The sequence below is a fragment of the Achromobacter aegrifaciens genome, from assembly GCF_902859735.1.
Lineage (GTDB): Bacteria > Pseudomonadota > Gammaproteobacteria > Burkholderiales > Burkholderiaceae_B > Achromobacter > Achromobacter aegrifaciens.
This window is the reverse complement of the sequence record NZ_CADIJY010000003.1, coordinates 153212-173274: the sequence shown is the minus strand read 5'-3', so window position 1 is coordinate 173274 and position 20063 is coordinate 153212. Positions and strand designations below refer to the sequence as shown.

The window sequence follows — 20063 nt, the reverse complement described above, 5'->3', positions numbered from 1 at the left end:
GGCTCCGCACGACAAGGCGCCGTTCCACAGCATCGATACGGACTATTCAACCCTACCGGCAGCCAAGGACTCCAGACATTTCGTCTGCCAGGCGAACTCCACCCCGAACGCTTCGGGATCAGACACGGCGCCGTAACCACCCTGTCCGTAAACCGCCGCGTAAGCCGCGTATTCGGCTGCGCGCAGCGCCTTGCCGGCCAGGGCGCTGGCAACCGCATAGGTCGCGGACACCGCGGCATGGCCGCAGCCGTCCAACGATTTCGATCCCTGGTGCTGGTTCGCCAGGCGCGCAGCCCGCCTGGAAATCTGCTCCAGCTGTTCGTGGTCGATCGCGCCGTCCAGATAACGGCCCAGGCTCGCCAGGCAATCCACGACCTCCTGTTCTTCGAGCAGATACTCGACCCGCTGCGCACAGGCGAGGCCGAAAGCCAGTCGCAGGCGTTGCTGGTTCGCGGCAGCCAGATCCAGCTGCTTCGCCAGGCGTTCCAAGGACAGGTTCATGACGACGCCACCTGCGGATTCACCATGTTCACGGGCTGGCCTGCCGCAAAGGCAAGAATCTGGTTGAACACGTCCTTGAATTGCAGATCCCATTCCTCATAGGTCACGTATCCGATGTGAGGCGTGCACAGGACATTGGGCATCTGCAGTAACGGATTCGCGGTATCGGTCAATGGCTCCTGCTCGAAGACATCCAGCGCCGCCATACCCGGACGGCCTGCCCGCAGCGCCCGCTCCAATGCGCCAGGTTCGACAAGTCCGGCACGGCTGGTGTTCACGAACAACGATCCTTCTTTCATGGCCGCGAGGTCCGCCGCGTTGACGATGCCCTTGGTGGCGGCTACCAGGCGCATATGCAGCGACAGCACGTCACAGGACGCGAAGAACTCCTGCTTGGAGGCCGCGACTTCGTGCCCGTCCTCGCGTGCGCGCTGCAGCGACTCGGGCCGCGCCCAGACCAGCACCCGCATGCCGAACGCCCGCGCGTAGCCCGCAACCACTCGACCGATGCGCCCATAGCCAAAGATGCCCATGGTCTTGCCCCGCACGGTGTGGCCCACCCCACACTGCCAACGCCCCTGGCTCATGGACTCCACCTGCTGCGGCAATTGGCGCATGGCGGCCAGCACCAGCGCCCAGGTCAGCTCCGCCGCGGCATAAGAGGGCGTATCGGCGTGCAGGTCCGAGCAAACGAGGACGCCATGGTCGCTGCATGCGGCGACGTCGATATGCGGATAGACGCTGCGCTGGCTAATCAGGCGCAGCTTGGGCAACTTTTCGATCAACTCGCGGCGTATGGTGGTGCGCTCGCGGATCAAGACCAACGCTTCCGTATCGGCGAGGCGCTGCGCGAGCACATCGGTATCTTCGGCGTGATCCGTCCAGACGGTGACCTCGTGATCTCGCAAGAGGGCATAGCAAGGAAGGCGACGGAGAGTGTCGAACCAGTCGTCCAGAATAGCGATCTTCATTTGCGGTACCCCGCTGGGTGAGAGTGAGTGCTCAATTTTTACGCTGCCCGGGGCCCCTCGTAAAATGAAATGATTTCGTTCATTGATGCAAAAAATCTATGAAACTGGACGTCCTGGGTGTTCAAGCATTTGTGGCATTGGCTGAACGGGAAAGTTTCGGCAAGGCCGCCGAGTCGCTGTTCCTCTCGCAGGCGGCGCTGAGCCGCCGCATCCGGAACCTGGAAATCCACCTGGGCGTACGCCTGGTCGATCGCACCACCCGCACGCTCTCGCTGAGCACCGTGGGCCGCAGCTTCCTGCCGCAGGCGCGGCGCCTGCTGGGTGAACTGGAAAGCGCTCTGCAGCAGATCCGGGAACAACGGCAGGCGCTCGCGGGTAACGTGACCATGGCCTGCGTGCCGACGGTGGGCGTCCGCTTTCTGCCACGCGTGCTGCAAGCCTATGCCTCGGCATTTCCGGACAACCGGGTCAGCGTGCTGGATCACTCTTCCGCTGCCGTGCAGCAGGCCGTGCTGCACCGCGCCGCCGAGTTCGGCATAGGGATCGCGGACAGACTCGTACCCGAAATCGAATACGAGGAACTCCTGCACGACCGTTTCGTGCTGGTTTGCGGAAATGAACACCGCCTGGCCCGGCGCAAGGCGGTTCCCTGGTCCGAGCTGGAGAACGAAGCGCTGATCCTGCCTGGCGCGGGCAGCAGCAACCGCCCCCTGCTTGATGATCAACTGCCCGCGGGCATCGCCTTGCAGGCCCGCTTCGAGGTCCAGAGAAGCACGACCGCGGTGGGCATGGTGGCGGCGGGAGTGGGCGTGGCCATCGTTCCCGATCTCGCCCTGCAACCTGGGGCCTATCCGATGCTGGCGGCGGTGCCCTTGGTGCGCCCCGCTGTGTCGCGGGCATTCGTGCTGATGCAACGCCGCGGCAGCAGCCTTTCACCCGCTGCCGAAGCGCTCTTGGGATTCATAAGGCGCGAAAGACGCTCGCAGCGGCGCCCTGCCGCGCCGCAGTAAACCGCGGCTCAGGTACGATTGCGGCTTTCTGCCAGCATCTGGTTACGCATCCCTACGCGCCGTCAATCAAATGATTGCTATGGTGACGCCGTTTGCAACTGATGACGGACCCTATGCGTACCATTCCGAACTCTCGAGCCCGCCCCTCCTCCGCGTTGTTGACGCTGTCCACGGCGGCATTGCTCACGCTCGCCCCGCTTGCGGCGCAGGCCGATTCGGACAAGCACCGCCATCGCCACGGGCGCGAGTATAAAGAGCAGTATTGGGACGGCGCCTGTAAGGTCGAGCGTAAATGGAAGCGCAATGGCGACTACCAGTAAAAGCGCAAATGCCGGGACGACTACCGCCACGGCTATGTGCAGGTGCCGCAGCCGGTGGCCGTGATGCCGGCGCCCGCCATTGTCATCAACCCGCCCCCCATCATCATCCGCCCCTGAACATGGATCAATCGGTGAAGGACGCGCTAGCCCGCTGGCCCGACGTGCCAGCGGTATACGGCTGGCTGTCGCTGGACGCGCGCGGCCGCTGGCGCCTGCATCCGCAAGGGCAATCAGCCGAAGGCGGTCCGGGCGAGTCCATCACCAATACGCAGATCCTGGAATTCATCAACCGCAATTACGAACACGATGAAGCGGGCTGCTGGTTCTTCCAGAATGGTCCGCAGCGCGTGTTCCTGCGGCTGGACGCCGCGCCCTATGTGCTGCGGCTGAGCGACGACAGCCGCCGACTGCTCACGCACACGAACGTCGCGGTCGATTCGGTCGATACGTGGAAGCTGGACGACGCGGGACAGCTGTATGCGATGACGCCCCTGGGCGCCGGCATCGTGCTGGACCGCGATCTGCAGCCGCTGTTGGAGAAGATGGCCACGGCGGACGGCGCCCCGCTGCTGGATGCGCTGGCGGATCTTGCGCCCGGTGGCGCAGTCCAGGCCGTCCTGCCCGGAACCTATGCGGCCGCGCCGCTGGCGCTGATAGCGCAAAAGGATGTGGCGCGGGAATTGGGCTTCGAAGCGAATCCCCGCGCCTGAACGGCGCGTTCAGAACATGCCGTTGGAATTGGCGGACTGCTCGGGAACGGGCTGCACCGCGTCCCAATGTTCCACGATCTTGCCCTGCTCCAGGCGGAAAATATCGATGATGGCGCTGCCACGATCGCCGGGCTGGCGCACCGCATGCACGTGCAGGATCACGTAGTCGCCATCGGTGAAGACTCGCTTGATCTCGCTGCGTGACTGCGGAAACTTGTCGCGCAGGAAGGCGATGAACTTGCGGAAGCCTTCGGGGCCGTCCGCCGCATTCGGATTGTGCTGCACATAGCGGTCGCCGACGTACTTCAAGGCGGCATCCGCGTCCTTCTGGTTCAGGCCCTTTTCGTAGAAGGCCAGCACGGCCGCCTTGTTGGCGGCTTCCTGCTCGGCGGACGCATGGGCGGCGGGAGACAACGCCAGGGCCAGCATGGCTGCGGCAGCGGCGCGCTTGAAATACGGCTTGGAGAAGAACATGGAGAACTCCGGAATGGAAAAACGGCCGGGCCATTCTATGGTCCGGCCGTCCTGTCGGCCACGTCCGTGGCGGTAGACAGTCTGGTGCGCGCAGCGATCAGCCGCGGCCGCTCTTGACCAGCGCGTACTTGCCGTCGCCCAGCAACGCCAGTACGGCCGCAGCCACGGTCAGGAAGATCGGATATTCCCAGCCTCCGCCCGCATTGCCAAAGCCCCAGCCGTTGGGAAAATGCACCGTCGACGCCACGAACAACTGCACCACGGCAATGACGGCGACCCAACGCGGCACGACGCCCAGGATCAACAGCACGCCGGCGCCGACCTCGAAAAACGTCACCGGGTATGCCAGCCAGCCGGCGAAGCCGATCTTGGCAAAGAACTGCGCGGTGCCGGGCAGCGTGAACACCAGCAGCTTGGTCAGGCCATGGGCCAGGAACATGACTCCGAGCGCCACGCGCAGCAGCAGCGCGGCATAGGGCGCGGTACGGGTATCAACCATTGCACTCTCCTAGAGCGGTAGGGGAATCGCCCAGGATGGGAAGATTCTTGATGAGCGCTATTCTTGCGATTCCAAAAACAAAGATAAACATGCAGAATTGCAAATTATTGTTCCCCGATAGGAAACAATCTTGGACACGCACACCGCCATGCAGACCTATGCCAAGGTCGTGGAACTGGGCTCATTCGCGGCCGCGGCCGACAAGATGGGCCAGGCCCGTTCCGTGGTCACGCGCCAGATCGCCTATCTGGAACAGAAGTACGGCGTGCGCCTCCTGAACCGCACCACGCGCAAGCTGAGCATGACCGACGCCGGACGCGCCTTCTATGAACGCGTGCGGCCCATCCTGGCCGAGGTGGCGGACCTGGAGCTGTCGCTGCAGGCCGAGGGCCAACGGCCCAGCGGCCGGCTGCGGGTGAGCGCGCCGGTGTCGTTCGGCATCCTGCACCTGGGGCCTGCCATAGCCGAGTACCTGCAGCGCTACCCCGACGTGATCATCGACCTGGACCTGAACGACCGCGTGGTGGACCTGGTGGAGGACGGCTACGACGTGGCGGTGCGCATCGGGCCGCTGCAGGATTCCTCGCTGGTCGCGCGGCCGCTGGCGCCGCAGCAGTTGCTGGTCTGCGCCGCGCCCGACTACCTGCAACGCCATGGCACGCCGCAGACGCCCGAGGAACTGAAGCAGCACCGCTGCCTGCATTACGCCTATGCCAGCACCGGCAACGAATGGCATTTCGAGAAAGACGGCGTGACCCATCTGGTGCGCGTGAACGCGGCCCTGCGGGCCAATAACGGCGATGTGCTGCGGACCGCGGCCCTGGCCGGGCACGGCGTCATCTTGCAGCCCGATTTCCTGGTGGGCGACGACGTCCGCGCCGGGCGCCTGATTCCGCTGCTGACCGACTACGCCCATACCCCCATCTCCATGTACGCCGTCTACCCCCACCGGCGCTTCCTGTCGCCCAAGGTACGATCCTTCGTGGAGCATCTGGAAGGCCGCTTCGGCGCCTCCTCCCCAGCCGTTCCGGGCCGGCGCGCCAGCCCCCGCCGCAGCCGTTAGAATCGTACCCATGACCGCAAAATCGCCCCTCGAATACTTCCCCGCGCCGCGCCGTTCGCATTTCTGCAGCCAATGCGGCTCGCCCATCAGCCGCCGGGTTCCCGAAGGCGACAACCGCGAACGCGACATCTGCGATCACTGCGGTGCGATCCACTACCAGAATCCAAGGCTGGTGGTCGGCACGGTGCCGGTCTGGGAGAACCGCGTCCTACTATGCCGGCGCGCGATCGAGCCGCGCTACAACACCTGGACCCTGCCCGCCGGCTTCATGGAGCTGGGCGAGAGCACGGCGCAGGGCGCCGCCCGCGAAACACTGGAAGAATCCGGCGCGCGCATCAAGCTGGGCGAGCTTTACACCATCATCGACCTGCCGCAGATCGATCAGGTGCACGTGTTCTACCTGGCCGATGCGCTGTCGGACGCGCTGGACCCCGGCCCCGAAAGCCTGGAGGCCCGTTTTTTCGACGAGTCCGAGATCCCCTGGGACGACCTGGCGTTCCGCACCGTGGCGACCACGCTGCGCCACTACTTCGACGACCGCAAGCAGGGCGTGTATCCCCCCCATCACTACACCCTAGAATCGCACCGTTGAAACTGCCCTGGCTCGCCGTCGACACCCCTTTTCCGCCCGCGGAGTTTGCGCTTGCGGATCCCGACGGCCTGCTCGCGGCGGGCGCGGACTTATCCACGGCCAGGCTGATCGAGGCGTATTCCAACGGCATATTCCCGTGGTACTCCGAGGGCGAGCCCATCCTGTGGTGGAGCCCAGATCCGCGCATGGTGCTCGCCGTGAAGGACTTCGCGCCCTCGCATTCGCTGCGCAAGCTGTTGCGGCAGATCGCCAGCCAGGAGCAAGGCGCCGCGCCGCGCGTGCAGGTACGCGTGGACACCGCTTTCGCCGAAGTGATGGCGCAATGCGCCGCGCCACGTGACGGCCAGCCCGGCACCTGGATCACCGCAGCCATGCAGCAGGCCTATCGCGCCTGGCACGAGGCCGGCTACGTGCACAGCATCGAAACCTGGATTGACGGCGAACTGGCCGGCGGCCTCTACGGCATCAGCCTGGGCCGCATGTTCTTCGGTGAATCCATGTTCACCCGCGCGCCCAACGCCTCGAAGATCGCGCTGGCCTATCTGGTGCGCTATCTGGCCGCGCAAGGCGTGCAACGCATCGACTGCCAGCAGCAGACGCGCCACCTGGCCAGCCTGGGCGCGCGCCCCATCCCGCGCGCCGCTTTCCTGCAGCATGTGCGCACCGCCACTGCGCTACCTGCCGTCGCGTGGGCGCGGGGCACGCTGGACAGCGCTGGCCGCTTGCATCCCGACACAGCATCGGGCCCGGGGTTCGGCGTTAATATGTAGCCACTCCCCTTGCGGGCCTGCTGCCGCATTGCGGGACCTCCGATGAGCCAGCTCAAAGAACTCCCTTTCTCCACCCTGCAGTTCTACGCCACCGCTCCCTACCCTTGCAGCTATCTGCCGGGTCGCCAGGCACGGTCGCAGGTTGCCGCGCCCGGCCATCTGATCAACGCAGGGACGTATTCGCAACTGGTGGAGCAAGGTTTTCGGCGCAGCGGGCTGTTCACCTACCGGCCCCATTGCGACAACTGCCACGCCTGTATCCCGGTGCGCGTGGATACGGCGGGCTTCGCGCCCAATCGCAGCCAGCGCCGCGCCTGGCGCGATCACCAGGGTTTGCAGTCATTCGTGGCGGAGCTGGCCTGGTCGCCCGAGCACTACCGGCTCTATACGCGCTACCAGCAGGGCCGCCATCCGGGCGGCGGCATGGACGAGGACAGCCGCACGCAGTATGCGCAATTCCTGCTCACCAGCCGTGTCAACACCCGCCTGGTCGAGTTCCGCGACGAGACCGGCGAGCTGGTCATGGTGTCCATTATCGACGTGCTGGACGACGGCCTGTCGTCCGTCTACACCTTCTACGATCCCGACATTGCCGGCAGCCTGGGCACCTACAGCATCCTGTGGCAGATCGAACAATGCCGCACGCTGAACCTGCCCTGGCTGTACCTGGGCTACTGGATCGCCGACAGCCGCAAGATGTCCTACAAATCCAGCTTCCATCCAGCCCAGTTCCTGGTCGACGGCGTGTGGGGCGACCAGCCCGCGTTGCCGCCCGCCTGATCCGCCCCTTCTTTGAAGCGCCAGGGGCGGCGCAGGGCCGGCAAAATTCGCTCTACAATTCCGCCCCATGTCTATCCTCTTCCACGCCTATCCCCTGGCCCGCCCGGCGCTGTTCGCCATGGACGCGGAAACCGCCCACGAAGTCACCTTGTCGGGCCTGCAACGCGCCTATGAATGCGGTGCCACCCGCAAGCTCATGCACGCGCAGCCGAAGGCGCCAAGCACGCTGATGGGCTTGCAGCTGGCCAACCCGATCGGGCTGGCCGCGGGCCTGGACAAGAACGGCGCCTATATCGACGCACTGGGCAACCTGGGATTCGGCTTCATCGAGGTGGGGACCGTGACCCCGCGCGCGCAGCCCGGCAACCCCAAGCCGCGCATGTTCCGGCTGCCGCGCGCCAATGCGCTGATCAACCGGCTGGGCTTCAACAACCAGGGCCTGGAAGCCTTCCTGGCCAATGTGCAGCGCAGCACCTGGCGCAAGCAAGGCGGCATTCTGGGGCTGAACATCGGCAAGAACGCGGACACGCCCATCGAGCGCGCCGCGGATGACTACCTGATCGGGCTGGAAGGCGTGTATCCGCATGCCGACTACGTGACGGTGAACATTTCCTCGCCCAACACCAAGAACCTGCGCGCGCTGCAAGGCGGCGACGAACTGTCGGCCCTGCTGGCGCAACTGGCGGACAAGCGCCGCGCGCTGGAAGACCAGCACCAGCGGCGCGTGCCCATGGCGGTGAAGATCGCTCCGGACCTGACAAACGAACAGATCGATTCCATCGCGGAAACGCTGCCGCGCCACGGCATCGACGGCGTCATCGCCACCAACACCACCCTCTCGCGCGACGCCGTCACCGGCCAACCGCATGCCGAGGAAGCGGGCGGCCTGTCGGGCGCCCCGGTGCATGAACTGTCTCTGGCCGTCATCCGCCGCCTGAAGGAAAAGCTGGGCGGCAGCCTGGCGATCATCGGCGTGGGCGGCGTGATGTCTGGCCGCCAGGCGCGCGAAAAGATGGATGCGGGCGCCGACGCCGTGCAGCTCTATACCGGCCTGATCTACCGCGGCCCGGCGCTGGTAGGCGAGTGCGTGCGCGCCGTGGCGCGCTGAGCCCGGACGCGGCCGGCATCCGCCGGCCGTACAGCGAAAAAAGCAGGCAAAAAAAGGGGCCACCCGGTGGGTGGCCCTAATTCCAGCTCTGCTCTGTCACTCAACAGTACTACATAACTGCGGTTTGCGCAGCACTGCGCGCCAAAAACTTAGGCGCTGCGGCGGCTGCGGCTGGCAACCTTGGTGGCGGCGTCGGCGGCATCCGAGGCAGCCTTGAAGGTCGCGTTGGCGGCGGCATTCAGGTTCGACTCGGCGACTTCGGCGGCCTGCTTGGCGGCCTTGGTCATCGAATCGTAGGCGCTGGTCGCGGTGGCCAGCGAGGACTTGATCAGGGCAACGGCGCTTTCGGAGCCGGTCGGGGCGTTCTTGGAGAACTGGTCGACGGCTTCGCTCAGCTGCTGCTGGCCTTCGGCGATCTGTTCCTCGGTCAGCTTGACCAGGCTGGTCTGCACGCCGGCAACGATGTCGTACACGTGCTTGGTGTAGGCCATGGCCTTTTCGGCGCCCGGCTGCAGCAGGCCCGAGGCGAAAGCGGCCGCTTCCTGCGGATCCTTGACTTCAGCGGCTTGCTGCGACTTCTGGGCGACTTCGTCCAGGGTGGCCTTGACGACCTTCAGGTTCAGCTCGACCAGCTTTTCGAAGCCGGCGAACACGGCCGACTGGGCGGCCACGATGGTGTTGATGCTGGCCTTTTGACGGTCCAGGACTTGTTGCGGGATAGCGCTCATAGAATGCTCCTTCAGGGTAGCCGGAGGCTGTCCGGCAAATAAGGAATGGTTGTCTGCGACGAACTATAGAAACGTGCGCGGAAACTGGTACTACAAGCTACCGCCGGCCCGTTTGATGCACTGCACAATTGACATTCTAGGCTGAGAAAAATCCTTGTCAAGGAGTTTTTGTGCGACGCAACAAAGAATTGCACTTTGACGGTGCATGCCTTGTCCGGGTTTGATCCAGCACAAAGGTTTCCCAGGATTCAGGAAATACCCGAAGTGACGTCGTATCAATTGTTTTCTAAACTGCTTTCACGCTGATGACAGACAAATAAACCCACAAGTCAGCGCGCAACAGCAAATCGCAGCAAACCCTGCAATTGGAGACTCCATGACCCTCATCCCCCGCACGCTTTCGGCCTTGCTCGCGGCCAGCGCCATGCTCGCAGCCGGCGCCGCCCAAGCCGAATATCCGGATCGCCCCATCAACATGGTGGTGCCGTTCGCCGCTGGCGGCCCGACGGACAACGTCGCGCGTTCGCTCGCGGAAGCCATGCGGCCGAGCCTGGGCCAGACGGTCGTGGTCGAGAACAAGGGCGGCGCCGGCGGCACCATCGGCACGACCCAGGTAGCGCGCGCCCAGCCTGACGGCTACTCCGTCCTGCTGATGCACGCCGGCTTCTCGACGGCGCCCTCGCTGTACAAGAATCCGGGGTACGACCCCTACAAGAGCTTCGAGCCCATCGGCCTGGTGGTCGACGTGCCGATGACCATCATCGCGCGTTCGGACTTCCCGCCCAACAACATCAAGGAACTGGCCGAGTACGTCAAACAGAACAAGGACAAGGTGTCCCTGGCCAACGCCGGCATCGGCGCCGCCAGCCATCTGTGCGGCACCATGCTGGTCGAGGCGCTGGGCGTACAGCTGCTGACCATCCCCTACAAGGGTACGGCGCCCGCCATGAACGACCTGCTGGGCAAGCAGGTGGACCTGCTCTGCGACCAGACCACCAACACCACCCAGCAGATCGACAGCGGCAAGGTGAAGGCCTACGCAGTCACCAGCCTGAAGCGCGTCCCCACGCTGCCGAACCTGCCGACCATGGACGAATCCGGCTACAAGGGCTTCGAAGTGGGCATCTGGCATGGCATGTGGGTGCCGAAGGGCACGCCCAAGCCCGTCGTCGACAAGCTGGTCAAGAGCCTGCAGGCTGGCCTGGCCGATCCCAAATTCCAGGAACGCATGAAGCAGCTGGGCGCGACGGTGCTGACGTCCGAAGCGAACCCGCAAGCCCTGGAAGCCAAGGTCAAGCAGCAAGTCCCGCAGTGGGGCGAGCTGTTCAAGAAGGCTGGCGTCGAACAGCAGTAACCCAAACCATGCGCCCTGGCGGCGCATGCAAAAAGAAAAGCCCCGTCCGGGGCTTTTCTTTTTTTGCAGGCCGGCCCTGGATTACGGGCGCAGAGCCTCTGCGGCCATGCCCAGACCGTTGAAGCCGGTGGAAACGGAGGGCTCGTAGCCCAGCGCTTCCGAGATGCTGGCGGCGGTGTCGACCAGCGCCTTGATCCAGTCGTCCTGCAGGCGCTCGGCGGGGGCCGAAATGGACAGGCCGGCGACCAACTTGCCGGTATCGTCGAAAATGCCGGCGGCGATGCAGCGCACGCCGAGTTCCAGTTCTTCGTTGTCGCGCGCATAACCGTGGCGCCGCACTAACGCCAGTTCGCGCTCCAGGCGGTCCAGGTCGGTCAGGCTGTTGCGCGTGTGGCCGGCCAGGCCGGTGCGCAGCGCGTAGGCCCGGACCTGGCGCGCATCGGCGGTGGACAGGAACAGCTTGCCGGTGGAGGTCAGGTGCAGCGGCGCGCGGCCGCCGATGGCGCGGACCACCTGCATGCCGGAACGCTCGCTCCAGGCGCGGTCGATGTAGACGATCTCGTCGCCCTGCTGGACCGACAGGTTGATGGTCTGCCCGGTCAGCTTGTGCAGCGAGCGCATGGCGGAAATGGCCGCCTCGCGCACGTTCAGGCGCCCCTTTACCAGCGAACCCAGCTCCAGCAGGCGCATGCCCAGCTGATACAGGCCGTTGTCGACGCGTTCGACATAGCGGCCCACGACCAGGTCGTTAAGGATGCGATGCGCGGTGGACGCATGCAGGCCCGTGGTCGCGGACAGTTCTTTCAGCGTTACCGGATCCGGCTGCGCGGCCAGGGCATCGAGCAGACGCATGGCGCGTTCGATCACCTGGATGGCGATGGGATGGGCGGAGGCGCCTTCGGTCTCGGCGTCCAGGGCGTTGCGGGTAGTGGGGAGACGGGACATGGAAAGGGGGGCGTGGACAGCCGCGCCGCCTGTAGGGCCCCACCTTAGGGAACCGGACTTGCGGCATTGCAGCAAACAGTTCTTTCCCGTATTGTGAAATTTACTGGCGCGTTTGGCAACCGCTTTTTGTATCAAAAAAAGGGCCGCACATCGGGTGCGGCCCTGACTTCAGGCTACTGGCGGGGGCGCCAGCCTGCCTCCCAGGCGCAGCACCTCGGCCCGCAAATACTCCAGCGCTTCGGCTGCCGCGACCGGTTCGCCCTTCACGCCCAGGTCGATATGGGGGGTGCCGCCGGCCTCGCCCACGCTGGGCAGGCTGAACGCGCGCACGCCGGGCCAGCGCGTTTCCACGGCCTGCATGGCCGGCGTAATACGCGATTCGGGCATGCTGAATACCAGGAAGGAATGCTCCGCGTGGGCGCGCACATGCTGCAGCGCACGATAGCGCGTGTCCAGCGTCCATTCCAGCATGGGCCACGCCATGACGGGAAAGCCCGGCACGAAGGTGTGGTCCTTGATGAAGAAGCCGGGAATGCGGTTGTAGGGATTCGGGACGATCTCGCAGCCTTCCGGAAACACGCCCATCTGCAGGCGCTGCTGGTTTTCCGGCGCGCTCATGTCGGCTGTGCCCTGCCCCTTGGCAGCCATCTCGGCCGTGCGCAGCGCGATGGCCTCTTCGGCCTCCGGGTGCAGCGCCAGCGGCAGGCCGAGCGCGGCCGCGGCGGCCTGGCGCGTGTGGTCATCGGGCGTGCCGCCGATGCCGCCACAGGAAAACACCACATCGCCGGTGGCAAAGCTGCGCTTGTAGGTGGCGATGAGCGTGTCGCGGTCGTCGGGCACGATTTCAGCCCAGCCCAACTGCATGCCGCGCGCGCCCAGAAGCTCGACGACCTTGGAAAAATGCTTGTCCTGACGGCGGCCCGAGAGGATTTCGTCCCCTACGATGATGAGGCCAATGCGGCGGGCGGCGGATTCTGCGGCCATGTCCGATTCCAGAAGTTGAGAAGAATGACGCGGTTCAGACGTCGATGACCCGGTCCTCGCGCAAGCGCTTGAGCGCTTCCAGACCGTAGTGGGCGTAGACCAGGGCCGAGAACACCGGCAGGATGACCCACGCGGGCGGCAACAGGTTCAACAGCGAGCAGATCAGGCCTATGGTCCAGAAGCCGCCGTTGTTGCGTTCCAGGATCAGCTTGCGCTCGGCGGGGCTGGCGTGTTCGACGATGGCGTCCACGCGCATCATGCGCGAAAACGCGAACGCCCACCAGAAGATCGACAAGGCGATAGCCATGGGCGGCACCAGCCACAGCGGCAGCGTCAGCAGCCAGCCCGCGGCAAAGGCCAGCGATACCCAGATCGCGTTCCATACGCTGACCGCCGTCGCATGCTTGCCTTGCCGCGTGACGCTCACATACTCACGCTTGCCGACGTGGTTCAGCACCAGCGGCATCACGAACACGGCGGCAATCGCCAGGCCGAGGATGCCCGATACCGGCAACAGGATGGCCACCGCGATCACGGGGATCATGTAGACCTTGAGCGAGAACAGCCCCATCGCCAGCATCCAGTCCTCGGCCCGGTTGACGAAGTCCCAGCGCGCCGCCTCGGCCGCCAGCCATTCGTTGAGCGGTGTCCAGAACAGGTACAGCAGCAACAGGGCCCCCACCAGCGCGATCAGGAACGGCAGCAGCACCGCGAACAGCATGGAGGGATGGCATTGGGACACCAGGGCGCGCTTGAACGCCTGGCCCACGCTGACGGCGCCGGCCCCGGCAGCGGAAAATCGGCCGTTGTCGGGCGTGGCGGAATCAGTGCGCAAAGCAGTCATGGACGAGGAATGAGGGGGTAGACATCCCGGGTATGATAGTCAAACACGCCTTCATCTGCCCACATGTCCCTACTTGTACCCGATACCGACCTGGCCGCGCTGCGCGCGCGGCTGGGCTCATCGCCCGACGCCTGGCTGGTGGCCTGCTTCTGCGCGGCCTGGTGCGACACCTGCGAGCAATACAAGCCCAAGCTGCAAGCGCTGGCCGCCGCCATGCCGCGGCACGTCTTCGCCTGGATCGACATCGAGGACCACGCCGAACTCTTGGGCGACGAAGACGTGGAGAACTTCCCCACGCTGCTGGTGCAGATCGGATCGAAGGTGGTGTTCTACGGCCCCATGCTGCCGCACATCGGCCACCTGGAACGCCTGCTCGAAAGCCTGAATGAAAACAGCCCTGCGGTCGCCACCGCGCTGCCGGACCTGCCGCGCATGCTGGCCACCTGAGCCGCAGCGGGCGTCACGCGGGCCAGCCATAAAAAAACCCGCAAACCTAAGGGCTTGCGGGTTTTTTCATGCCGGCGCCTTTCAGGGCTTGCGGCTGCCGCCCAGCAGGACGGCGATCTGGCGCTTCGGCCCCGAGGATGCGCCATTGCTCCTGGGCGCCGGTTCTTCGGCGGGCGCGGACGGCGCCGAGGGCTCGTAGGGCTTCAGGAAGAAATCGTCCACGGGCTGGCGCGGCGCGCCGGACGAATAGCCGGAGCGGCGGTCGGACGAACGGCCGCGGTCGCCGCGGCTGTCACGGCTTTCACGACCCTCGCGCCCTTCGCGCGACGACGAACCGCGGCGCTCGTCGCTGCGGCGGTGGCTGCGCGCGACCAGGTCGGCAGGAACATCCAGGGTGCCGCGCGGCACTTCGCGCTTGATGAGTTTTTCGATGTCGAGCAGGAAGCGTTCTTCGTCGGGCGTGAACAAGGCGATGGCCTCGCCCGATGCGCCCGCGCGGCCCGTGCGGCCGATACGGTGCACGTAGTCTTCCGCGTTGTACGGCAGGTCGTAGTTGATGACGCAAGGCACGCCAGCCACGTCCAGGCCGCGCGCGGCCACGTCGGTAGCCACCAGCACTTCCAGTTCGCCGGCCTTGAAGGCTTCCAGCGCCTTCATGCGGTCAGCCTGGGTCTTGTCGCCATGAATGGATTCAGCCTTGACGCCATCGCGTTCCAGGTCGCGGGCCAACCTCGCCGTGCCGATCTTGGTGTTGGAAAACACGATGACCTGGTTCAGGCCGCGCGACTTCACCAGATGCACGACCGCGGCGCGCTTGGCGTCGCTGGGCATCTTGTAGGCGATCTGGGTGATCGTGTTGGCGGTGGCGTTGCGCGCCGCGACTTCGATTTCGACCGGTTGATTCAGGTACGAGCGGCCCAGCTTGCGGATTTCATTGCTGAACGTGGCGGAGAACAGCAGGCCCTGGCGCTGCGCGGGCAGCAGGCGGATGATGCGCTCCAGGTCGGGCAGAAAGCCCATGTCCAGCATGCGGTCGGCTTCGTCCAATACCAGGATGCCGACCTGGCTCAGGTTCACGTTCTTTTGCTCGACGTGGTCGAGCAGGCGGCCGGGCGTGGCCACCAGCACTTCGCAGCCGCGGCGCAGGGCTTCCTTCTGCGGACCGATATCCACGCCGCCGAACACCACCGCCGAACGCAGGGGCGTCTGCTTGCTGTAGCGCTTGACGCTTTCGTAGACCTGGTCGGCCAGTTCGCGCGTGGGCGTCAGGATCAGCGCGCGCACCGGATGGCGCGCGGGCGATGCGCTGGTATTGGCCAGCGGCATGAGGCGATGCAGGATGGGCAGCGTAAAGGCGGCCGTCTTGCCGGTGCCGGTCTGGGCTGCGCCCATGACGTCGCGCCCTTCCACCACGACGGGGATGGCCTGCGCCTGGATCGGCGTGGGCGTGGTGTAGCCGGTTTCGGCGATGGACTGCAGAAGCAGAGGGTGCAGCCCGAAATCGGTGAACGTCGGCGCGGGCGCGGCAGGTGCTACGGATTGAGTGGATTCAGTCATCAGGGTTAGGCAGATACCGGGACCAGTGAAAAAGAACAAAACGAGAGTGCTACGCGCACTGCACTACATATGCATCGGAACAACCTGAACACGCGCAATCTGCATCCTGCCTTGCTGGCCAGGCGGCGCATTCTGGATTCGATACTTATGAGGGCAGTACCAGGCCCGGATTGCTGTGGATAACATGATTTTAGCGCAGCCGCATTACCACACGGTCCAGCCGCCTTCTGAAAGGCATTGCAAACGCCTTCCGCCCGCTGTCAGCAAGCGCCCGCCGGGCATACCAGCCGCGTCCACTGGATGGACGTTTTGGGTAATGACTCTTAGCCGGCCAGCCAGCGCAGGCCCCAGAGCGCCAGCATGCCGACGATGATGACCAGCACCGCGCTGCGGGTGCGCAGGAATACCAGGATGGCGAGTACGCCCGCGACCAGCTTGTAGTCGAACACCGGCCCCAGGCCGGCCTTCCAGGGCAGCAGGTCGGGCACGATGATGGCGGTCAGGGCGGCGGCGGGCGCGTAGCGCAAGGCGCGGCGCACGCCTTCCGGCAGGGGGATGTAGTCGCCGAACAGCATGAAGCCGGCGCGCGTCAGCACACTGCACAGCGCCAGCAGCAGGATGGCGGAATAGACGTAGATTTCAGCAGGCCAGAGGGTCATGCGCGGGCCTTGAAGTAGCGTTCGGCCCAAATGCCGGCGACCACGCCCGCCACCACGGCGGCGGCCAGGCCCAGGCGCAGCGGCAGGACCTGCCCGGTCCAGGCGACCACGCCGGCTGCCAGCATGGAAATCAGCATGGGCTTGGTGCTGGCCAGCGGCACCGTGATGGCCAGCAGCGCCAGCACCGCGGCAAAGTCCAGCGACCAGTCCGTGGGCACCATGGAGCCCAGATAGATGCCGACGATGGACGAGGTCTGCCACACGAACCAGCCCGGCGCGATGGCGCCCAGGAAGAACCAGAGCTGCTCGCGGGTGCCGCGCACGGCCGCATCGCCAAAGCGCGGCATGAACAGCACGAAGCCCATGTCGGTCGTGAAATACCCCAGCCCCAGCCTCTTGGGCCAGGACAGGTGGCGGAAATAGGGATGCAGCGCCGCGCCGAAAATGAGAAAGCGCAGGTTCACCACGCAGCCGGCGGCGAAGATCAGCCAAAGCGGCGCGCCAGTAGCGATGAGCGGCAGGGACGTCAGTTGGGCCGAGCCCGCGTACAGCAACAGGGTCATGGCCAGCGCCATGGTTTCGGTCAAGCCCGACTTGACCATGGCCACGCCGGTGACCAGCCCCCAAGTTGCGGTGGCGATCAGGGCGGGCACGATGGCGTGCACGCCAGCCCGGAATGCAGCGATACGCTCCTGGCGGACCGCGACGGGGTCTTCGGATTCAGGAAGCGCGGATTCAGAGGACAACTGCTGGCCCCTGGCGATTCGGACAGGACGACATGGAAACTCTAAGGAAAAGGAACGCACGACAACCCGTTCGCCCGCCGGGATCACTACGCGCGGGCCTGGCGGCGCCGCGCCGGGGCGCGAATAGGGGCGTATTGTAACCTCGCTGCTTGATACAATACGGGCCTCGGGATTCTTGGGCGCTTGGGAGTAGACCATGTCGATGGCAGACCGCGACGGCTTCATCTGGTATGACGGCAAGCTCGTACCGTGGCGAGACGCGACCACGCACGTCCTGACGCACTCCCTGCATTACGGCCTGTCGGTATTCGAAGGCGTGCGCGCCTACCGCTCCGAGATCGGCACCGCCATCTTCCGCCTCGAAGACCACACCAACCGCCTCTTCAATTCGGCTCACATCTACCAGATCCCGATGCCCTTCGATCGCGACACGATCAACGAGGCGCAGCGGACGGTCGTGCGCGAAAACCAGCTGGAAGCCGGCTACCTGCGCCCCCTGGTGTTCTACGGCCCCGAAAAAATGGGCGTGTCGCCCAAGGGCGCCCGGGTGCACGTGGCCATCGCCGCCTGGCCCTGGGGCGCCTATCTGGGCGAAGAGGCGCTGTCCGCAGGCATCCGCGTCAAGGTGTCGTCATTCGCGCGCCAGCACGTGAACGTCACGATGCCGCGCGCCAAGGTGGCCACCACCTACGCCAATTCGATCCTGGCCAATACCGAAGCCCTGCAGGACGGCTACGACGAAGCCCTGCTGCTGGACACGGAAGGCTTCGTGGCCGAGGGTTCCGGCGAAAATCTCTTCATCGTCAAGGACGGCGTGCTCTGCGAGCCTGAGATCGCATCCGCCCTGACCGGCATTACCCGCTCCACCATCCATGCGCTGGCCGCCGACCTGGGCTTGCGCGTGGTGACCAAGCGCCTGACACGCGATGACGTCTACATCGCCGACGAGGCGTTCTTCACCGGCACGGCCGCCGAAGTGACCCCCATCCGCGAAGTGGACAACCGCCAGATCGGCTCCGGCCGGCGCGGCCCGATCACGGAGCGGCTGCAGAAAGCTTTTTTTGACGTGGTGAATGGCCGCAACCCGAAGTACCATCACTGGCTGAGTAAAGTCTGATCCGCGCGGCCCGGTCCATGACCAGGCCGCATCATTGCCCCAACCTGCCGATTACCGGTTTTTTTTCAGGAATATCCATGACCGCTGCTGCTCCGGCCGCCGTCCCCCACCCCCACGAAGTCATCGAGGTCGGCGCTGACGACCTGCCCGTGTTCTGTCCGGGCCCCAAGGCGCCGCTCTGGAGCATGCATCCGCGCGTGTTCCTGGACGTGGCCCGCACCGGCTCCGCCAGTTGCGCCTACTGCGGCGCCGAATACCGCCTGAAGCCCGGCACCGTATTGCACGGCCACTGAGTCACCCGCTCTACAACGTCCACCCGTTTCCGCCGCCATGTTCGCCACGCCCGAAGAAGCAGAGCACGCGTTCTACGAAGCCCTCGACCAGGCGGACGTCGTACGCCTGATGCAAGTCTGGGCGGACGACGAGGAAGTCGTCTGCATCCATCCGGGGGGCCTGCGCATCGTCGGCCACTCGGCGGTGCACGATTCCTGGCAGCAGGTGCTGGCCAACGGCCCGCTGCACGTGCGCCCATTGCGCCCGCTGGTCATGCTCAGCATGATGTGCGCGGTGCACGTGCTGGTGGAACAGGTGGCGGTGCAGACGCGGGAAGGCACGCAATTCGCCAATTGCTACGCCACCAACATCTACCACAAGGGGCCCACCGGCTGGCGCATGGTCATGCACCATGCCTCGCCGGCGCCCACCGAAGCCGGGGTGCTCGACTTGCACGACGTACCCGACATGCTGCACTGAATCGGGTGGATTTTTAGTTGGCCGCTGCTCGTCTTGATACAACGCCCTGTCCCGTCCCCTCCTGGTTGCCCGGAGGCGACAGCCAGACGGTTTATGCCGCCCTGTTCGCGCAGTATCACCGCATCGCATTCGTGCGCGAACGGGTGGACACGCCCGACACCGACTTTGTCGATTTCGATTGGACCGGTCCGGGCCTGTTCCCACACAAGTCCGCCGACGGTGCGCCCGTCAGCGGCCAGCGTCCGGTTGCCAATGGCAAGACCGCCGCGGCCCGGTGGATGACGGATGCGGACTGGAAGTCCCTGCCGCATACGCCCGATACCCCAGCTCTGATCCTGTTCCACGGCCTGGAAGGCGGCAGCAATAGCCGCTATGCGCAGTCCATCGCGCATCACTTCCGCGCGCGCGGCTGGATCGTGGTGATCGCGCATTTCCGCGGCTGTTCGGGCGTGCCCAACCGCCTGGCCCGCGCCTACTACTCGGGTGATTCGGCCGAGGTCGGTTTTATGCTGAATACCGTGCGCCAGCGCATCCCGCATGCTCGCTGGCATGCGGTCGGCGTATCGCTGGGGGGCAACGCCCTGCTCAAATACCTGGGCGAACACCAGGAGGATACCGGCTGGCTGACGGCCTGCGCGGGCGTGTCCGTGCCGCTGGACCTGGTGGCCTGCGGCAAGACGCTGTCCACCGGCATATTCAACCGCAGGGTCTACACCGCCCATTTCCTGAAGACGCTCAAGCACAAGGTGCTGGAGAAGGCGCACCGCTATCCCGGCGCCGTGGACGTCATGCGCATCGCCCATGCGCATGATCTGCGCGAATTCGACGACACGTACACCGCGCCCATGCACGGCTTTCGCAATGCGCTGGATTACTGGACGCGGGCGTCCAGCAAGCCCTGGCTGCCGAAGATATCCGTGCCGACGCTGGTGCTCAATGCCCGCAACGATCCGTTCGTGCCGGCCGCGTCGCTGCCGACGCCCGAGGAATGCTCGTCCACCATCCTGCTGCATCAGCCTACCGATGGCGGCCATGCCGGTTTTCCGACCGGCAGCTTCCCCGCCCACCTGAACTGGCTGCCCCAGCGGCTGGGACGCTTCTTCGAAACCGGCCTGTAGGGCGCGTCCTGCG

At 65.3% G+C, this 20063-nt stretch carries 25 protein-coding genes; 14 read left to right on the top strand and 11 right to left on the bottom strand.

Features of this window, described 5'->3' with window-relative positions; translation table 11 throughout:
* Window positions 1–42 precede the first annotated feature (42 nt).
* Together HV766_RS10785 and HV766_RS10780 are read right to left on the bottom strand one after the other, a co-directional pair.
* Entirely contained in the window at window positions 43–501 is a 459-nt protein-coding gene (locus HV766_RS10785) for a hypothetical protein (RefSeq protein WP_175181141.1), read from the bottom strand.
* Window positions 498–1472 (bottom strand): D-2-hydroxyacid dehydrogenase family protein, encoded by a 975-nt coding sequence (locus HV766_RS10780; protein WP_175181140.1) that lies wholly within the window; start codon window positions 1470–1472, stop codon window positions 498–500. The genes HV766_RS10785 and HV766_RS10780 overlap by 4 nt, the downstream gene beginning before the upstream one ends.
* A 98-nt stretch (window positions 1473–1570) precedes the next feature.
* Here HV766_RS10780 and HV766_RS10775 point away from each other — a divergent pair, with 98 nt between their 5' ends.
* The 3 genes from HV766_RS10775 (at window position 1571) to HV766_RS10765 (ending at window position 3512) form a co-directional block, all read left to right on the top strand.
* Window positions 1571–2482: a LysR family transcriptional regulator gene (locus tag HV766_RS10775; protein WP_175181139.1), complete on the top strand. Its 912-nt coding sequence runs from the start codon at window positions 1571–1573 to the stop codon at window positions 2480–2482.
* Between the two features lie 113 nt (window positions 2483–2595).
* A complete protein-coding gene (locus tag HV766_RS30365) occupies window positions 2596–2802 on the top strand; it encodes a hypothetical protein (protein WP_437340957.1) in 207 nt (68 codons plus the stop codon).
* Between the two features lie 119 nt (window positions 2803–2921).
* Complete coding sequence (locus HV766_RS10765; RefSeq protein ID WP_175181138.1) at window positions 2922–3512, top strand: DUF2946 family protein; 591 nt, start codon at window positions 2922–2924, stop codon at window positions 3510–3512.
* Window positions 3513–3521: 9 nt separating this feature from the next.
* On the opposite strand, the gene HV766_RS10760 is transcribed toward HV766_RS10765, so the two are convergent.
* Both HV766_RS10760 and HV766_RS10755 read right to left on the bottom strand, forming a co-directional pair.
* Window positions 3522–3986 (bottom strand): nuclear transport factor 2 family protein, encoded by a 465-nt coding sequence (locus HV766_RS10760; protein ID WP_175181137.1) that lies wholly within the window; start codon window positions 3984–3986, stop codon window positions 3522–3524.
* Between the two features lie 97 nt (window positions 3987–4083).
* Window positions 4084–4485, bottom strand: a complete 402-nt coding sequence (locus HV766_RS10755; RefSeq protein WP_125471643.1) for a DoxX family protein — start codon at window positions 4483–4485, stop codon at window positions 4084–4086.
* Between the two features lie 130 nt (window positions 4486–4615).
* Between HV766_RS10755 and HV766_RS10750 the strand changes: the two genes are divergently transcribed.
* From HV766_RS10750 to HV766_RS10730, 5 genes are all read left to right on the top strand, one after another.
* A complete protein-coding gene (locus tag HV766_RS10750; RefSeq protein ID WP_175181136.1) occupies window positions 4616–5548 on the top strand; it encodes a LysR family transcriptional regulator in 933 nt (310 codons plus the stop codon).
* 10 nt (window positions 5549–5558) lie between these two features.
* On the top strand, window positions 5559–6140 hold the full coding sequence (locus tag HV766_RS10745; protein ID WP_175181135.1) for an NUDIX hydrolase: 582 nt from the start codon (window positions 5559–5561) through the stop codon (window positions 6138–6140).
* Window positions 6137–6910: a leucyl/phenylalanyl-tRNA--protein transferase gene (gene aat, locus HV766_RS10740; RefSeq protein WP_125471644.1), complete on the top strand. Its 774-nt coding sequence runs from the start codon at window positions 6137–6139 to the stop codon at window positions 6908–6910. Before HV766_RS10745 ends, aat begins: the two co-directional genes overlap by 4 nt.
* A gap of 42 nt (window positions 6911–6952) precedes the next feature.
* The gene (locus HV766_RS10735; RefSeq protein ID WP_054449966.1) at window positions 6953–7690 is read left to right on the top strand and encodes an arginyltransferase; all 738 of its coding nucleotides are present in this window, start codon (window positions 6953–6955) and stop codon (window positions 7688–7690) included.
* 67 nt (window positions 7691–7757) lie between these two features.
* Window positions 7758–8798, top strand: a complete 1041-nt coding sequence (locus HV766_RS10730) for a quinone-dependent dihydroorotate dehydrogenase (RefSeq protein WP_175181134.1) — start codon at window positions 7758–7760, stop codon at window positions 8796–8798.
* Window positions 8799–8947: 149 nt separating this feature from the next.
* Here the strand turns inward: HV766_RS10730 and phaP are convergent, their stop codons facing one another.
* Window positions 8948–9526 (bottom strand): TIGR01841 family phasin, encoded by a 579-nt coding sequence (gene phaP, locus HV766_RS10725; RefSeq protein ID WP_054449962.1) that lies wholly within the window; start codon window positions 9524–9526, stop codon window positions 8948–8950.
* Between the two features lie 376 nt (window positions 9527–9902).
* On the opposite strand from phaP, the gene HV766_RS10720 reads away from it, so the two are divergent.
* Entirely contained in the window at window positions 9903–10880 is a 978-nt protein-coding gene (locus HV766_RS10720) for a tripartite tricarboxylate transporter substrate binding protein BugD (RefSeq protein ID WP_054449960.1), read from the top strand.
* A gap of 81 nt (window positions 10881–10961) precedes the next feature.
* Here HV766_RS10720 and HV766_RS10715 read toward each other — a convergent pair whose 3' ends face one another.
* From HV766_RS10715 to HV766_RS10705, 3 genes are all read right to left on the bottom strand, one after another.
* A complete protein-coding gene (locus HV766_RS10715) occupies window positions 10962–11825 on the bottom strand; it encodes an IclR family transcriptional regulator (RefSeq protein ID WP_119449688.1) in 864 nt (287 codons plus the stop codon).
* Between the two features lie 168 nt (window positions 11826–11993).
* Window positions 11994–12809: a competence/damage-inducible protein A gene (locus HV766_RS10710; RefSeq protein ID WP_175181133.1), complete on the bottom strand. Its 816-nt coding sequence runs from the start codon at window positions 12807–12809 to the stop codon at window positions 11994–11996.
* A 34-nt stretch (window positions 12810–12843) separates the two neighbouring features.
* Complete coding sequence (locus HV766_RS10705) at window positions 12844–13653, bottom strand: EI24 domain-containing protein (RefSeq protein ID WP_054449954.1); 810 nt, start codon at window positions 13651–13653, stop codon at window positions 12844–12846.
* Window positions 13654–13716: 63 nt separating this feature from the next.
* Between HV766_RS10705 and HV766_RS10700 the strand changes: the two genes are divergently transcribed.
* A complete protein-coding gene (locus tag HV766_RS10700; protein WP_175181132.1) occupies window positions 13717–14100 on the top strand; it encodes a thioredoxin family protein in 384 nt (127 codons plus the stop codon).
* Between the two features lie 81 nt (window positions 14101–14181).
* Here HV766_RS10700 and HV766_RS10695 read toward each other — a convergent pair whose 3' ends face one another.
* From HV766_RS10695 to HV766_RS10685, 3 genes are all read right to left on the bottom strand, one after another.
* Complete coding sequence (locus tag HV766_RS10695) at window positions 14182–15657, bottom strand: DEAD/DEAH box helicase (protein WP_156337298.1); 1476 nt, start codon at window positions 15655–15657, stop codon at window positions 14182–14184.
* Window positions 15658–15980: 323 nt separating this feature from the next.
* Window positions 15981–16316, bottom strand: a complete 336-nt coding sequence (locus tag HV766_RS10690; RefSeq protein ID WP_054449947.1) for an AzlD domain-containing protein — start codon at window positions 16314–16316, stop codon at window positions 15981–15983.
* Window positions 16313–17062: an AzlC family ABC transporter permease gene (locus HV766_RS10685; RefSeq protein ID WP_175181131.1), complete on the bottom strand. Its 750-nt coding sequence runs from the start codon at window positions 17060–17062 to the stop codon at window positions 16313–16315. Before HV766_RS10685 ends, HV766_RS10690 begins: the two co-directional genes overlap by 4 nt.
* Window positions 17063–17258: 196 nt before the next feature.
* On the opposite strand from HV766_RS10685, the gene HV766_RS10680 reads away from it, so the two are divergent.
* The 4 genes from HV766_RS10680 (at window position 17259) to HV766_RS10665 (ending at window position 20050) form a co-directional block, all read left to right on the top strand.
* Window positions 17259–18179, top strand: coding sequence for a branched-chain amino acid transaminase (locus tag HV766_RS10680; RefSeq protein ID WP_054449943.1), 921 nt, complete (start codon window positions 17259–17261; stop codon window positions 18177–18179).
* Window positions 18180–18256: 77 nt separating this feature from the next.
* A complete protein-coding gene (locus HV766_RS10675) occupies window positions 18257–18472 on the top strand; it encodes a zinc-finger domain-containing protein (RefSeq protein WP_054449942.1) in 216 nt (71 codons plus the stop codon).
* Between the two features lie 37 nt (window positions 18473–18509).
* Window positions 18510–18932: a YybH family protein gene (locus HV766_RS10670; protein ID WP_054449940.1), complete on the top strand. Its 423-nt coding sequence runs from the start codon at window positions 18510–18512 to the stop codon at window positions 18930–18932.
* A 17-nt stretch (window positions 18933–18949) separates the two neighbouring features.
* Window positions 18950–20050 carry a YheT family hydrolase gene (locus HV766_RS10665; protein ID WP_054449938.1) on the top strand — a complete coding sequence of 367 codons (1101 nt, stop codon included), beginning with the start codon at window positions 18950–18952 and terminating at the stop codon, window positions 20048–20050.
* Window positions 20051–20063 lie beyond the last annotated feature (13 nt).